The following is a 13,600-nucleotide window of genomic DNA, read 5'->3' as shown; positions in this document are numbered from 1 at the left end:
TACGCACGAAGAAGGCCCCGGATCCGAGGATCCGGGGCCTTCCTGTGATCAGGCGATCAACTCATCCGTCGGATCAGTTGGTGCGCTCGATGGTGTTACCCGCGACGTACTTGTAGATGCCGATCGTGGCGCCCTGCGGGTCGCCGTTCTCGTCGAACGTCACGTCGCCGGAGTAGCCGTCGTAGTCGGCCGTGCCGCCGTTGTTGATGATCTCGGCGCAGTCGGCGAAGCTGGTGCACTTCTCACCGTCGCCCGAACCGCCCGAGACCTCCTGCATCTTGGCGGCGATGTCGGCGCCCTCGGTCGACCCCGCCGCCAGCGACGCGAGCGCCACCAGGATCACGGCGTCGTAGGCCTCGGCCGCGTAGGTGAAGTCCTTGACCTCGGGGTTGCCGGCAGCCGTCCACGACTCCTGCAGACGATCCGTGAAGTCGTCCTCGAGCGCGGGGCCCGCCTTCGTGCCCTGCGCACCCTCGAGCGAGACCGGGATCTCGTCACCGTAGTCCGACAGGTTGCCGTCGACCATGTAGAACTTGTCGGCCGTGATGCCGGCGTTGACCAGCAGCGGGGCGATCGTCTTGAACTGCTCGAACGACACGATCGCGACCGCGTCGGGGTTCTGCGCCTTGATCGACTCGACCTGCGCGTCGAACGACGAGTCGCCGACGTTGTACGAGACCGACTCGACGACCTCGCCGCCGGTGCCCTCGAACGTCGTGGTGAGCGCGTCGTTCAGGCCGGTGCCGTAGGCGTCGTTCTGGTAGATGATGCCGAGCGTCTTCGCGCCGTCCTCGGCGATCAGGTTGCCGAGCACCTCGCCCTGCAGCAGGTCGCTGGGGGCGGTGCGGAAGTAGAGTCCGTCGTCCTCCCACGCGGTGAAGTCGGGCGACGTGTTCGAGGCCGAGATCTGCAGGATGCCTGCGCTCACGTTGCCGTCGAGCACGAGCTTCGAGACGCCGGAGGCGGCAGCGCCGACGATCGCGCTGACGTCCGCGTTGCGGAGCTTCTCGATCGACGTCTCGTACGCCTTGGTGTCGGTGTCGCCCTCGTCCTCGGCGGTGAGGTCGATGGTGATGCCGGCCTCGGCCGCGTTGACCTCTTCGACCGCGAGTCCGACGCCGGACTCCATGGGCGGTCCGAGGAACGCCAGCGAACCCGTCTTCGGCAGTAGCGAGCCGAGCTTCAGGGTGAGATCGGTGGCGGGGGCGCCGCCGTCGGACGAGTCATCGGACGGAGTGCTGCTGCAACCCGCGATGACGAGGGCAGACGCGCTGACAAGCGCAATGCCTGCGAAGATCTTCGCGGTGCGCGAACCCTTCAGTGCCTTCATAATGCTCCCTTGCGTAACTGAGAGTGGACGTGACCACAGTCGAGTGCTCTAACACTAGGGCGCGAAATCGCTCCGTAGGGGTCGCAAGTGTTTCGGTGCGTTAACGATCCGCTACGCGATGGAATACCGCATTCAGGCGAGGGGCGTGGGAGCGGTCCTTCGCCCGCGCCGCGCGGCGAGCAGCAGGTCGATCACGAACACGACGATCGCGATCCAGACGATCACGAAACCGGCCCAGCGCTCGGCAGGCATGGGCTCGTGGAGGAACACGACACCGATGACGAACTGCATGATCGGGGTGATGAACTGGATCATCCCGATGACGGTCAGATCGATCCGGCGGGCACCGGCGGCGAACAGCAGCAGCGGCACGGCGGTCGCGATCCCGGCACACGCCAGCAGCACCGCGTGCCACGCGCCGTTCGCCCCCATCGTCAGGCCGTCCGGGGTCTGCGCGACCAGGACGAGCTGCACGACGGCGATCGGGATCAACCAGAAGGATTCGAGGGTGAGGCCGCTGACGGCATCGACCGCCGGGCCGATCTGCTTCTTGATGAGGCCGTAGAGGCCGAACGAAGCCGTGAGGGAGAGCGCGATCCACGGGGACTCGCCGTGGGCGACGATGATCACGATGACGGCCACGGAGGCGATGGCGATCGCGGCCCACTGGAGCCGGCGGATGCGCTCGCGCAACACGAAGACACCCAGGAGAACCGTGGTGATCGGATTGATGAAGTATCCGAGGCTCGTCTCGACGACATTGCCGGTCAGAGTGCCGATCAGGAACACCTGCCAGTTGACGTAGATCAGGAGGCCCGCGAGCGCGGTCCACCCGAGGAGCTTCGGCCGCCGGATGATGGCGAGGAACGCCGTCCAGCCGCGCATCACGGTGAGGAGTACGAGGCAGAAGACGAACGACAGCAGCACCCGCCAGGCGACCACCTCCCAGGGCCCCGTCGGCACCAGGAGCAGGAAGTAGAGCGGCAGCACGCCCCAGAGGAGGTAGGCGCCGCCCGCGTAGGCGACTCCGGAGGTCTGGCTCGACGAAGCGCGGGGGACGGAACTCACCGCACAACCCTATGCCCGCCTCGCGCCCGTGCCAGCGGTTCCGCGGCCTGCGGGACGAATTCGGCAGGAATCGGATGCCGCGTGTCCGATGTCACCATTTCTCCGACAGTCGGAAAGTATCGATCGGTATACTGATCGTCATCGCCTGATCCCTCGCGATTCCGCGAGTTCCTCGTGGACAACCCCGCCTCCGCACCCGACGGCGGCGGTCTCCCGAAGGACGTGCCGTGCCCCCGCACCCGCTCCCCCTGGTCGTCGCGTGCGGCGCCTACGAACGCGACAACCTCGGCGATCTGCTCTTCCTCGTCGTCGCAGACCATTTCGCGCGCGAAGTCGTCGATGTCGAGTACACCGCACCGATCGCCGTCGATATGACCGCACTTCTCGGGCGCCGGATCACCTCGACCGGCACCGTCCTCGCAGAGAAGCCCGCCGCGGGCATCTGGACCGTCGGCGGCGAGGTCGGAGCCACACAGCGCGAGTACGTCTACCGGACGGCCGTCGACGACGACGAATGGCAGCGGTTTTCCTCGCTCGACGCCGCCGAACAGGACGCACTCCTCGACGAGGCCATGAACGCGCGCATGGAATCGCCGTATGTGCCGCGCCCGAGCGCTTTCCCCCGCAATCGTGGCGCACGTCTGGTGCTCAACTCCGTGGGCGTCTCCGGAATCGCGGGCCTGAATCCCTGGCGTGCGACCGTGGCGACGAGCGCCCTGCGCGAAGCGGACTACATCTCGGTCCGGGACCCGAAGTCCGCCGAGCTTCTCGAACGCCTCGGCATCCCCCATCGTCTCGCCCCCGACCTCGTGCACACGATCGCGTCGGTTCTCCCGATCGATGCGTCACGCAACGACACGGTGCTGCTCCAGCTCTCGGAGGGGCATGTGCGCACGTACGGCATCGACGCCTGGACATCCGCCATCGTGGCCTGCGCGGAACTCGGGGACCGTCCCCTCCGATTCTTCATCGCCGGCTCCGCCCCCGCACACGATTCGATCGAGCTGTACACCCAGCTCATCGGCCGGATCACGGCCGAGCGACCGGACTGGGACGTCGCCCTCAGCGGCGCGCGCTCGATCGAGGACCGTGTGCGCGAGATCGCCACGGCTGCGCTCTGGATCGGCAGTTCGCTTCACGGCCGCATCCTCGCGTGCGCCTACGGCACGAAGCGCCTCAGCATCGCGAAGCCGAAAGTCGACGTCTACGCAGAGACCTGGGACGTGGACTTCCCGTTCGGAGTCGAGCCCGCGACCCTGCCGACGGCGGTGTCGGCCGCGCTCGCACACGAGCCGGATCCCGCACATGCTGCCGCACTGGCGGAGGACGCGCGAGCGAGTGTGGTCGACGCGTTGTCCGTGTTCACGGAGTCCGACAGCGCCCCCGCAATCGACCCGCTCTCCGTCCGCCTCGACGAGGTCTCACGACTCCAGGTGGCCGCGATGCGCCTCGAAAGCGAGCACGCCAGAGCGGCGGCGGTCGCGAAGGAACGATCCGCGGAGGCGGCCCGACTCGCCGGCGACCGCGATGAGCAACGTCGGGCCCGAGAGGCCGCCCAGACCGAACTCGCCGATGCGCGCACCCGGCTGAAGAAGGCGGAAGCCGAACACACCGAGCTCGAGAGTCTCCGCTCCCGACTGCACGAGATCGAAACGAGCACGTCATGGAGGATCGGATCCCGTGTGACCTCCGTGGCGCGAGCCCTTCGACTTCCTCGTCCGTCGTGGCTGCTCCGTCGCGGGCGTGGTGACGACACCACGACGCGCTGACGTCGAAAAGGGGGCCCGGATGCCGAAGCATCCGGGCCCCCTTTCAGGAACGCTGGATCAGCGGACGACGACCGCCAGGACGTCGCGAGCCGACAGGACGAGGAACTCGTCCGCACCGAACTTGACCTCGGTGCCGCCGTACTTGCTGTAGAGCACGCGGTCGCCGACGGCGACGTCGAGCGGAACGCGGTTGCCGTTGTCGTCGATGCGACCGGGGCCGACCGCCACGACCTCGCCCTCCTGGGGCTTCTCCTTGGCGGTGTCGGGGATGACCAGGCCACTCGCGGTGGTCTGCTCGGCCTCGACCTGCTTGATGACGATGCGGTCCTCGAGCGGCTTGATGGAAACCGACACGGTCTACCTCTTCTTTCTTGACGCTGACACGAAAGACTTGTTCGCACTCTCAACCCGAGAGTGCTAACGCCAGTGTAGGCGCTCCGCTGGCACTCATGCAACGCGAGTGCCAGCGCCCGCCGCCCGCGTAGGCTGTGCGGGTGGAGATGTCTGAGCTGCAAGCGCTGCTGACCCCGGTCGGTCTGGAGCTGCTGGATGCGCTCGGCCGCATCGATTCGACGGACGAGGTCACACGTGCGGTGTCGCGGTTGCGGGCCGACGGCCACTCGCCCGAGCTCGTATCGGCCGTGGTCGGTCAAGCGCACCTGCGCGCGAAGGCGGGAGCCAAGTTCGGACCGTTCGCCGAGCGGATGCTGTTCACCCGCGCGGGTCTCGAGCAGGCCACGCGCCTCGGGGTCGCCGCTCGCCACGCCCAGCGCATGCGCAGCGCCGGGCTGACGCGTGTCGCCGACCTCGGCTCCGGGATCGGCGGCGATGCCCTCGCATTCGCGGGTGCCGGTCTCGATGTGCTCGCGGTCGACGCCGATCCGGTCACTGCGGCGATCGCCGCGTACAACCTCGCCCCCTTCGGCGCGAGCGCGACCGTGCAGCACGGAACAGCCGAGAGCGCCGATCTCGACGGCCGCCATGCGGTGTGGATGGACCCCGCCCGCCGCACGGCCGGGCACAGCGAGACCCGCCGCGTGTCACCCGACGACTATTCTCCCTCCCTGGACTGGGCGTTCGACCTCGCCTCCCGCGTGCCGACCGGGATCAAGCTCGGCCCCGCGCACGATCGCGATGCACTGCCGGCGGATGCCGAAGCCCAGTGGGTCAGCGCCGACGGCAGCGTCGTCGAGCTCGTGCTGTGGACCCGCGCGCTGGCCCGCGAGGGCGTCCGCCGCGCCGCGCTCGTGATCCGCGGCGAGCGCTCGCACGAGCTCACCGCCGGCGCCGATGCCGTCGACGCCGACGTGCGCCCGCTCGGCGCCTTCCTGCACGAGCCCGACGGAGCGGTCATCCGCGCCCGCCTGATCGGTGACGTCGCCCGCAGCCTCGACGCCGGCATGCTCGACGCGAAGATCGCGTACCTGACCTCGGATGCCGCGCTCACCAGCCCGTTCGTGCAGTCGTTCCGGGTACGGGAGACGATGCCGGCGAACCCGAAGGCGATCAACGCCGTGCTGAAAGCGCACGACATCGGAACCCTGGAGATCAAGAAGCGCGGGGTCGACATCGACCCGGCGCAGTTCCGCAAGAAGCTCACGCTGCGGGGCAGCAGTGCGGCCACGCTGATCCTGGTGCGGATGGCAGATCAGCGCCGCGCGATCCTCGCCGATCGCGTTCCCGCCGCGGAGTAGGTCAGCCGGTCCCCGAGGCGGTGATCGTCAGGAACGGCATCTGACTCGCCGTGAACGCGAGAGTGAGTGCCGCACCGGGCCCGGAGCCCGATCCGTCGTCCGACACGAACACCGACACCCCGTCCTCGATCGCCGCCGTCGACGGGAGGCACACGGGGTCGCTCTGACCGGCGTCGACGATCAGGCACGTCTCGGGCTCGACCGTCTCTCCGTATCGATTCGCCATCCAGACCGGCTTCTCCTGGAAGTAGCCGACGACGCTCAGATTCATCTCGAAGCCCTGCGCGACCAGGTCCTCGGCTCGCGCGCGCTCGTCGCCCACGAACTGCGCGAGGATCGACGACGACGAGTCCCACTGCTGCATCGACGCGATCGGGCGCCCGTCGGTGGCGCGCACGATGTAGGCGTTGATCGTCGAGAACGTCGCGGTCACGTCGTCGACGACCTCCCCGGCGAGCATCACCGAGACGTTGATGCCGAAGTCCTCGAAGTCCGACGAGCGCTGGCACTGCGACTGGGTCGCCTCGTCGACATCGATCACGGCACAGGTCAGATCGCCCTCACCCTTGGTGCCGAGCCAGGCGATGGCACCCGAATCATCGTCCTTCCCCACCGCGCGCAATGTGCCGGGGTCGAAGTCCGACTCGACTTCGAGGAGTGCGCGCCGCTCCTGCTGCTCCGCGGTGAGTGCGATCGCATCCGACGGCGGCGCGAACACGACCCACCCCACGCCGATGCCCAGCGCGAGCAGCAGCACAGAGCAGACGGCGATGAACCGCCAGTGTCGGCGCAAGACGGCGCGCACCCCCGGGACCGCCACCGGTTCCCGCTCCTCGGCGGGACCCTCCTCCGGGGCATCCGACTCTTCTGCCGGTTCGACCTCGACGGAGTCCGCGTGGGGATCTGCGATCGCGTCTGCGGGCGCCGCGGGCTCCGCGCTGACACCGGGACGGGCCTGTTGCAGTTCGCGCAGGCGGTCGGCCTCGGCTCGCGTCACGTCGCCCGTGCGGCCGTAAGCCTTGCGCTGCAGGGCACGGAGTTCGTCTTCGGCGCTCACTCCGCGCCTCCCGGTGCGGGGGCGCGCGTGATCTGCAGGTAGGACGGGCCTTCCCCGTAGGTGAACATGAGCGAGGTCGTCTCGCCCGTGTTCTCATCGACGCTTTCGTATCCGATCCCCCGCTGACCTGTTCCGATCGCCGTGAGTTCCTCGCAGAACAGCATCGGCTCGGACTCGGAGTGGGACGTGTCGTAGACGAGGCAGGTCTGGCCGGTCGATTCCTTGATGCCGGTCCAGACCGGCTTCTCCCCGTCGTAGCCGACGACCCAGACGCTGCTGCGCTCCAGACCGCGCTCGACGAGTTCCTCCGCCGTGGCCGCCTCGCTCGCATCGCGGTACGACATGCCGAGCTCATCCGGGGGAGCCATGAGGAAGCTCCCCGCGATGACGGCGGGCTCGTCTTCCGGGGTGAGGAACAGGCGTGCGGACACCTGCCGCTTCAGCTCACCGTCCGCATCGACCGTGCGCACGGTGTCGAAGCCCGAGGAACGCACGATCTCCGTCGGGATGCATGAGGGTACGCGCTCCTCGGCGTCACCCAGCACGAGGCACGTGGTCAGCCCGCGATGCTGTGTCGCCGCCCAGATCACCATCCCGTCCTCGACCGTCATCGCCCGGATCGAGCCGTCGTCGAACTCGCCACCGTCGATGAGTTCCTGTTGCCAGGCCGCCTGCACCGGGGAGAGCTCCACCTCGTGCTCCGACGGGCGCGACAGCAGCCACCCGGCGGTCGCGCCGAGTGCGAAGACGACGAGGAGAGCAGCCGCGATCCACGGCCAGCGCAGCCGACGAGCGGATGCCGGGGACGATGCGGGCGCCGATGCGGGCGTCGATGCCGATTCCACGGTCGGCGACGGCTCGTTCCGCATCCGGTCGTCCCGCGCAACGACTGCGTCCTCGCGCGGCGCGGCCACGCCACCGGTCGGAACGTCTTCATCCGACCTCGCTGCGCGCTTCGCGTCCAGCTCCGAGAGCCGTCGGCTCTCGTCGGCGGTCAGAGCTCCCCCGCGCCCGTATGCGCGCGCCTGCAGGGCGCGCAGTTCGACGGCTTCCTCGGCGTCGAGCATCCGGCGTCAGCCCAGTCTCTCGAACTGCATGCCGGCCCAGACGAGCCACCCCAGGCTGTAGACCGTCGCGGTCAGCCCGAGCACGAGCGCCCAGCGTCCCATCCGGCGGCTCTCGACGGGGCGGCGCAACGACATGATCGATGCGATCACCGCGACCACCGCGACCGGCAGACCCCAGCCGACGAAGAACGAGGCACCGAGGGCGACGATCGACGCGAGCAGCGCCCACGGCGCGAGCCGCGCATCATCGACGACCATCTCCGTCTCGGCCGGCGCCCACGCGGTGCGACCGGTGGGATCATCGGCATCCGGGCCGCTCGCGACCACCGGCTCGATGCCCACAGGACCCGTAGGCAGCCGCGTGTATCCGTCACGACGAGCCCCGGGCAATCGCGCCGTGCCCGCCGGGCTCTCGACCTCACCGCTCGGCCGCTCGATGCGCGGAGACGGCGGAGGCGTGGGAGGCGTGCCCGCGGGTGATACCGGCTCCATGGGATCGGTCATATCGTGACCGCCTCCGCGACCTGGATCTCCGTCACCGGAAGCGTCGAATCGGCGCCGAAGGCGAGTGTGGAGGGCCGCTTGCCCGAGGCGATCAGCTCGGCGGCGAGCGCCGCGATCATGGCGCCGTTGTCGGTGCACAACGAGAGCGGCGGAATGCGCACGGTCACCCCGGCCGCGGCCGCGCGCTCGAGGGCGACGTCGCGCAGGCGGCGGTTGGCGATCACTCCCCCGCCCAGCAGCAGCCGAGGAACACCGAGATCCGCGCACGCGGCGAGCGCTTTCGTGACGAGCACATCGACGACCGCCTCGCGGAAGCTCGCCGCGACATCGGCCACCGGTACCTCGACGCCATCGGCCTCGCACTTCTCGACCCAGCGGGCGACCGCCGTCTTCAACCCCGAGAACGAAAAGTCGTACCGGTGCTTCGCCAGATCGGAGGCACGGGACAGCCCCCGGGGGAAGCGGATGGCGTTCGGGTCTCCGTTCACAGCCGCCCGATCGATCTCGGGGCCGCCGGGGTACGGCAGCGAGAGCAGGCGGGCGACCTTGTCGAACGCCTCGCCCGCCGCATCGTCCATCGTCTCGCCGAGGAGCTCGACATCGGTCGTGAGATCACGGACGTGCAGGAGCGAGGTGTGCCCGCCCGACACGAGCAGAGCGATCGTCGGATACTCGAGCGGTTCGGAGTCGGCCGTGAGGATGTCGGCGGCGATGTGTCCGACGAGATGGTTCACGGCGTAGAGCGGCTTGTCGAGCGAGACCGCGAGCCCCTTGGCCGCTCCGACACCGACCATGAGCGCGCCGGCGAGACCCGGACCGCTCGTCACGGCGACGGCGTCGAGATCGGCGAGGCCCACGCCCGCCTCGGCCAGAGCCGCGTCGATCGAGGGCTGCAGCGCCTCGAGGTGCGCACGGGCGGCGACCTCCGGCACGACGCCGCCGTAGCGGGCGTGCTCGTCCATGCTCGAGGCGATCGTGTTCGCCAGCAGGGTGCGTCCGCGCACGACACCGATGCCCGTCTCGTCGCAGCTCGTCTCGATCCCCAGCACCAGCGGCTCGCTCATGCGCTCACCTCGCTCGCCGTGTCGGCATCGTTCCCGGACGACCGGCGCAGCACGAGCCGCATCACGATCGCATCCACATCATCCGGCTGATAGTAGCGGGGGCGGCGGCCGATCTCCTCGAAACCCTCTGAGAGGTACAGGCCCTCGGCGGAGGGGTTGTCGGCGCGCACCTCGAGGAACACTTCGCGCGCCCCGCGGTCGCGTGCCGTGTCGAGCAGCGCGCGCAACAGTGCCCGCCCGCGCCCGGCCCCGCGGCGCTCGGCGTCGAACGCGATGGTCTGGATGTCGGCATCCGCACTGCCGCGCAGCGCGCGCACACCGCCGTAGCCGATGATCGTTCCGTCCTCGTCATCGACGAGATACCGCCCGTGCTCGCTTACGAGTTCGGCGGCCATCGCCTCGGCGCTCCACGCATCGGTCGGGAACGATCGCCGCTCGATCGCCATGATCGCGTCGAGGTCCGCGGCGGTCGCGTCGCGCAGAGTCACAGTCGCACCCGCTTCGGCGCGGCCGGCCGCTTCACATCGGGCTGACGGAGGTAGAGGGGCTCGGAATCAGCGAGCTGACGCCCGGCGGCGAGAGCACGGGCGCCGACGCGCGCGAGGTCCGCGGCCGACAAAGCGACGACGTCGACACGACGGATGCCGTCGAGATGCGCATCCGCCTCGATGGCCGGTACGAGCACGGTGTCGGCGATCACGCGCGGGAGCCGATCGGCGTCGAGACCGTCGAAGACCGTGACCGCCACCTCGCGTCGGCGTGCATCGGTGACGATCGCGAACGGCTCGGCGACGGCATCCGTCTCGATCGCCGTCAGTGCTGCCGCATGGTGGCTGGGCACGGGGATCACCGGCACGCCGCGACCGAGCGCGAATGTCCGCGCGGCGGCGATCCCGATGCGGAGTCCGGTGAAGGGTCCGGGGCCCATGCCGGCGACGACCTGGGAGACGTCGCCGCCGCCCGATGCGGCCAGTGCCTCGACGAGCAGGTCACCGATCACCTCGGCGTGCCCGAGCGGGTCGCCCGTCCCGGTCTCGGCGCGGCGCGTGCCGTTGGGGTCGATCAGCGCCACGGCGCTGCCCAGGGAGGTGTCGACGGCGAGAATCACCTCTCCAGGGTAGTCGCCGATCGCCGGTACCCGGCTGTGCCCTCCTCCCGCTCGGCCGCCAGCTCCTAGGGTGGGGGCATGACGTCCCCCCACTACGAGAACGCCGCCCGTCTGCTGCGCACACCCGATGCCGATCCCGCAGAGCTCCACGCCGCGGCGGTCGAGCTCTGCCAGGCGTTCCTGCGCAACGAGCACTCCATCGGTCTCCTCCCGGGTGACGCGCCGGACCTCCTCGTGCAGACGCTCCAGGCCGCCGGCGACCGCGGGCATGTGCCGGCGCTGCTCGACCTCGCGCTCCTCTACGAGCGCGGCGGCATCGCGCCGTGGGCGCCCTTCCCCGCACACGACGCCAGCGCGGCGATCTCGCTCTACCGCGCCGCCGACGACCTCGGCGACCGAGATGGTGCGCTCGGCTGGGTGCGCACGGCCTACTTCGCCCGCGACGAGAGCGAAGCATCCGCCGCCGCCGCCCGTCTCGGCGCCCTGCATACGGACGACCCGGAGAACGCCGAGCTGTTGCTGTTCCTCGGCTACTTCCTGCAGCAGGGGTACGGCTACGCCGAGGACGCCGCGGCCGGAGCGCGGTTCTTCGAGGCGGCGGCCGCACGCGGCGATGCCGCCGCCGCATTCGAGCTCAGCATCCTCACGGCGGACGGCGGGGTCACCGACGCCTCGGTCGCCTGGACGCAGCGGGCCGCCGAGCTCGGCAGCGACCGCGCGCAGTCGAACCTCGGCGGGATGTACGCCACGGGCCGAGGAGTGCCGAAGGACACCGTGCAGGCAGTGCAGTGGTACGCCCGCGCGGGCGAGGCGGGGAACGCGCGCGCCGCGTTCATCGCGGGCGTCATGCTCCTCACCGGCGACGAGGGGCTCGACCCCGATCCCGCTTCAGCGGTCGAATTGTTCGAGCTGGCCGACGAGCTCGGTTTCGACGTCGACGGCTCTCTCGACGGAATGGGCCTGGCCCGCCCGGAGTGAGGGGGCTCAGCGCTCGACGCGCGTCATCGTGAAGAATCGCGGGGCATCGGCGTCGAGCTCCGCCGGATCGATGTCGCCACCGCCGTCGTCGCCGACGGGACGCTCGAGCTCGATGTCCCACCAGGCGTCCGCGAGGTCTTCCGCCATCCCGCGCCCCCACTCGACCACGACCACCGAGCGCGCGAGATCGAGGTCGAGATCGTCGAGCTCCGCGCCGGACCCGAGCCGGTAGGCGTCGACGTGCACCAGCGGAGCCCGGCCGACCAGCGACGGATGCGTGCGCGCGATCACGAACGTCGGGCTCTGCACCGGCCCGCGCACACCGAGACCCTCGGCCAGCCCCCGCGTGAACGTCGTCTTCCCGGCGCCGAGGGGACCGGTGAGGATCAGCAGGTCACCGGCCTCGAGCTGCTCACCGATGAGGAAGCCGAGGCGCTCCATGTCGTCGGATGAGTCGACTTCGCGGCGTCCGAGGAACGCGGGATCGACGCTCACGTGGTCCTCCGCGGAACCCGGGCGCCGATGCGCGTAACGATCTCGTAGTTGATGGTGTCGGCGGCATCCGCCCAATCGGCGGCCGACGGCACTCCCAGCGTGGGATCGCCGAAGAGCACGACCTCGTCGCCGATCGAGACCGGGGTGTCGCCGACGTCGACGACGAACTGGTCCATGGCGATACGGCCGACGTTCGTGAACCGGCGCCCGCCGATCGAGACGGGCAGGCGGCCGGAGGCGTGGCGCGGAACCCCGTCGGCGTATCCAAGGGGCACCAGCGCGAGAGTCGTGTCGCGATCGGTGCGGTGGTCGTACCCGTACGAGACCCCCGTGCCGGCGGGCACCCGGCGCACAGCGGCGACGGCTCCGCGCAACGTCATCGCGGGGCGCAGCCCCAGCTCGGCCGAGGTGCGGTCGTCGAACGGGGAGAGTCCGTAGATCCCGACGCCGATGCGCACCGCGTCGAGACGCATCTCGGGCAGGTCGATCGCGGCGGCTGTCGCCGCGATGTGGCGGATCTCCGGACGGATGCCGAAGGCAGCCGCTGCCTCGACCCCCTCCTCGAACTTCGCGAGGGCGGCGCGATCGTCGTCGACGGAGGTGTTGGAGAGGTGGCTGAAGAGTCCCACCACGCGCAGACGCCCGATGCGCTCGTGCCGGGCGGCTTCCGCGAGCACCCGCGCCCAATCGGCGGGGGCGATGCCGTTGCGCGACAGCCCCGTCTCGAGCTTGAGATGCACACTCACGGGCCGGTCGACGCTCGCGACGGCGGCCGCCGCCTCGAGCTGGTCGAACGAGGAGATACCGAGCTCGATGTTCTCGGCCGCGGCGCGATCGAAGCGCTCGCCCGGCGCGTGGAGCCACGCGAGAATCGGAGCGGTGATCCCCTGCCGGCGCAGCTCGAGCGCCTCGGGGATCTCCGCGACGCCGAGACGCGTCGCGCCACCCGCCAGTGCGGCCACGGCCGCCGCTGCCGCACCGTGACCGTAGGCATTGGCCTTCACGACGGCGATGACCTCGACGCCGGTCAAGCGGCGGAAGTGGCGGACGTTATCGGCGATGGCGTCGATGTCGACGGATGCTTCGCGGAACGGAACGGTCACTGCGGGCCTCCCTCGGCGACGACGAACGCGGTCGCGAGACCCGCGTCATGACTCATGGTGAGGTGCAGGGTCGCGATCCCGCGCTCGACGATCACGTCGGCCGTCGACCCTGACAGCACGAAGTACGGTCGACCCGATTCCTCCGAGGCGATCTCGATCTCGATCCAGTGCACCCCGTCCGAGCCGCCGAGCGCCTTGATCAGCGCCTCCTTCGCCGCGTAGCGGGCGGCGAGCGACGGAAGTCGCAGGGCGCGCTCTGCGGGCGCGAAGAGACGCTCCAGGAGACGAGGGGTGCGCTCGAGGGTCCGCTCGAAACGCGGGATGTCGACGAGGTCGATGCCGGTCCCGATGATCACCGTTCCA

Annotated in this window: 15 protein-coding genes; 3 read left to right on the top strand and 12 right to left on the bottom strand. The window is 69.9% G+C overall.

Annotation, left to right across the window (positions count from 1 at the left end):
- Positions 1-73 precede the first annotated feature (73 nt).
- The gene (locus ACFY9N_RS04215) at positions 74-1,330 is read right to left on the bottom strand and encodes an ABC transporter substrate-binding protein (RefSeq protein WP_391477010.1); all 1,257 of its coding nucleotides are present in this window, start codon (positions 1,328-1,330) and stop codon (positions 74-76) included.
- 132 nt (positions 1,331-1,462) lie between these two features.
- Positions 1,463-2,398, bottom strand: coding sequence for an EamA family transporter RarD (gene rarD, locus ACFY9N_RS04210; protein ID WP_391477009.1), 936 nt, complete (start codon positions 2,396-2,398; stop codon positions 1,463-1,465).
- Positions 2,399-2,625: 227 nt separating this feature from the next.
- Here rarD and ACFY9N_RS04205 point away from each other — a divergent pair, with 227 nt between their 5' ends.
- Positions 2,626-4,167 carry a polysaccharide pyruvyl transferase family protein gene (locus ACFY9N_RS04205; RefSeq protein WP_391477008.1) on the top strand — a complete coding sequence of 514 codons (1,542 nt, stop codon included), beginning with the start codon at positions 2,626-2,628 and terminating at the stop codon, positions 4,165-4,167.
- Between the two features lie 57 nt (positions 4,168-4,224).
- On the opposite strand, the gene groES is transcribed toward ACFY9N_RS04205, so the two are convergent.
- Positions 4,225-4,521 (bottom strand): co-chaperone GroES, encoded by a 297-nt coding sequence (gene groES, locus ACFY9N_RS04200; RefSeq protein WP_017203655.1) that lies wholly within the window; start codon positions 4,519-4,521, stop codon positions 4,225-4,227.
- A 140-nt stretch (positions 4,522-4,661) separates the two neighbouring features.
- On the opposite strand from groES, the gene ACFY9N_RS04195 reads away from it, so the two are divergent.
- A complete protein-coding gene (locus ACFY9N_RS04195; RefSeq protein WP_391477007.1) occupies positions 4,662-5,861 on the top strand; it encodes an SAM-dependent methyltransferase in 1,200 nt (399 codons plus the stop codon).
- Between the two features lies 1 nt (position 5,862).
- Here ACFY9N_RS04195 and ACFY9N_RS04190 read toward each other — a convergent pair whose 3' ends face one another.
- Genes ACFY9N_RS04190 through tsaB form a run of 6 tightly spaced genes read right to left on the bottom strand, consistent with a single transcriptional unit; the run spans position 5,863 to position 10,661 of the window.
- Complete coding sequence (locus tag ACFY9N_RS04190; protein WP_391477006.1) at positions 5,863-6,918, bottom strand: hypothetical protein; 1,056 nt, start codon at positions 6,916-6,918, stop codon at positions 5,863-5,865.
- Positions 6,915-7,985, bottom strand: coding sequence for a hypothetical protein (locus ACFY9N_RS04185; RefSeq protein ID WP_391477005.1), 1,071 nt, complete (start codon positions 7,983-7,985; stop codon positions 6,915-6,917). The genes ACFY9N_RS04190 and ACFY9N_RS04185 overlap by 4 nt, the downstream gene beginning before the upstream one ends.
- A gap of 6 nt (positions 7,986-7,991) precedes the next feature.
- Positions 7,992-8,489 carry a hypothetical protein gene (locus ACFY9N_RS04180; RefSeq protein ID WP_391477004.1) on the bottom strand — a complete coding sequence of 166 codons (498 nt, stop codon included), beginning with the start codon at positions 8,487-8,489 and terminating at the stop codon, positions 7,992-7,994.
- A complete protein-coding gene (gene tsaD, locus ACFY9N_RS04175) occupies positions 8,486-9,553 on the bottom strand; it encodes a tRNA (adenosine(37)-N6)-threonylcarbamoyltransferase complex transferase subunit TsaD (protein WP_391477003.1) in 1,068 nt (355 codons plus the stop codon). The genes ACFY9N_RS04180 and tsaD overlap by 4 nt, the downstream gene beginning before the upstream one ends.
- Positions 9,550-10,041, bottom strand: coding sequence for a ribosomal protein S18-alanine N-acetyltransferase (gene rimI / locus ACFY9N_RS04170; protein WP_391477002.1), 492 nt, complete (start codon positions 10,039-10,041; stop codon positions 9,550-9,552). Before rimI ends, tsaD begins: the two co-directional genes overlap by 4 nt.
- Entirely contained in the window at positions 10,038-10,661 is a 624-nt protein-coding gene (gene tsaB / locus ACFY9N_RS04165; protein ID WP_391477001.1) for a tRNA (adenosine(37)-N6)-threonylcarbamoyltransferase complex dimerization subunit type 1 TsaB, read from the bottom strand. Before tsaB ends, rimI begins: the two co-directional genes overlap by 4 nt.
- Before the next feature lie 78 nt (positions 10,662-10,739).
- Here tsaB and ACFY9N_RS04160 point away from each other — a divergent pair, with 78 nt between their 5' ends.
- Positions 10,740-11,639 (top strand): tetratricopeptide repeat protein, encoded by a 900-nt coding sequence (locus tag ACFY9N_RS04160; RefSeq protein ID WP_391477000.1) that lies wholly within the window; start codon positions 10,740-10,742, stop codon positions 11,637-11,639.
- A 6-nt stretch (positions 11,640-11,645) separates the two neighbouring features.
- Here the strand turns inward: ACFY9N_RS04160 and tsaE are convergent, their stop codons facing one another.
- The 3 genes from tsaE to ACFY9N_RS04145 are packed head-to-tail and all read right to left on the bottom strand — an operon-like array spanning position 11,646 to position 13,593.
- The gene (tsaE, locus tag ACFY9N_RS04155) at positions 11,646-12,134 is read right to left on the bottom strand and encodes a tRNA (adenosine(37)-N6)-threonylcarbamoyltransferase complex ATPase subunit type 1 TsaE (RefSeq protein WP_391476999.1); all 489 of its coding nucleotides are present in this window, start codon (positions 12,132-12,134) and stop codon (positions 11,646-11,648) included.
- Entirely contained in the window at positions 12,131-13,237 is a 1,107-nt protein-coding gene (gene alr / locus ACFY9N_RS04150; RefSeq protein ID WP_391476998.1) for an alanine racemase, read from the bottom strand. The genes tsaE and alr overlap by 4 nt, the downstream gene beginning before the upstream one ends.
- Positions 13,234-13,593, bottom strand: coding sequence for a holo-ACP synthase (locus ACFY9N_RS04145; RefSeq protein ID WP_391476997.1), 360 nt, complete (start codon positions 13,591-13,593; stop codon positions 13,234-13,236). Before ACFY9N_RS04145 ends, alr begins: the two co-directional genes overlap by 4 nt.
- Between the last annotated feature and the right edge of the window lie 7 nt (positions 13,594-13,600).

Origin of the sequence: Microbacterium sp. NPDC008134 (genome assembly GCF_042957055.1) — a bacterium.
Lineage (GTDB): Bacteria > Actinomycetota > Actinomycetes > Actinomycetales > Microbacteriaceae > Microbacterium.
The sequence above is the reverse complement of the archived record's forward strand: the minus strand, read 5'-3'. Positions and strand labels throughout refer to the sequence as shown.

Excerpts from the sequence above, each read along its gene's own strand:
- ACFY9N_RS04185 (WP_391477005.1), bottom strand. The coding sequence starts at position 7,985 with ATGCTCGACGCCGAGGAAGCCGTCGAACTGCGCGCCCTGCAGGCGCGC.
- ACFY9N_RS04215 (WP_391477010.1), bottom strand. The coding sequence starts at position 1,330 with ATGAAGGCACTGAAGGGTTCGCGCACCGCGAAGATCTTCGCAGGCATT.
- tsaD (WP_391477003.1), bottom strand. The coding sequence starts at position 9,553 with ATGAGCGAGCCGCTGGTGCTGGGGATCGAGACGAGCTGCGACGAGACG.
- ACFY9N_RS04160 (WP_391477000.1), top strand. The coding sequence starts at position 10,740 with ATGACGTCCCCCCACTACGAGAACGCCGCCCGTCTGCTGCGCACACCC.
- ACFY9N_RS04180 (WP_391477004.1), bottom strand. The coding sequence starts at position 8,489 with ATGACCGATCCCATGGAGCCGGTATCACCCGCGGGCACGCCTCCCACG.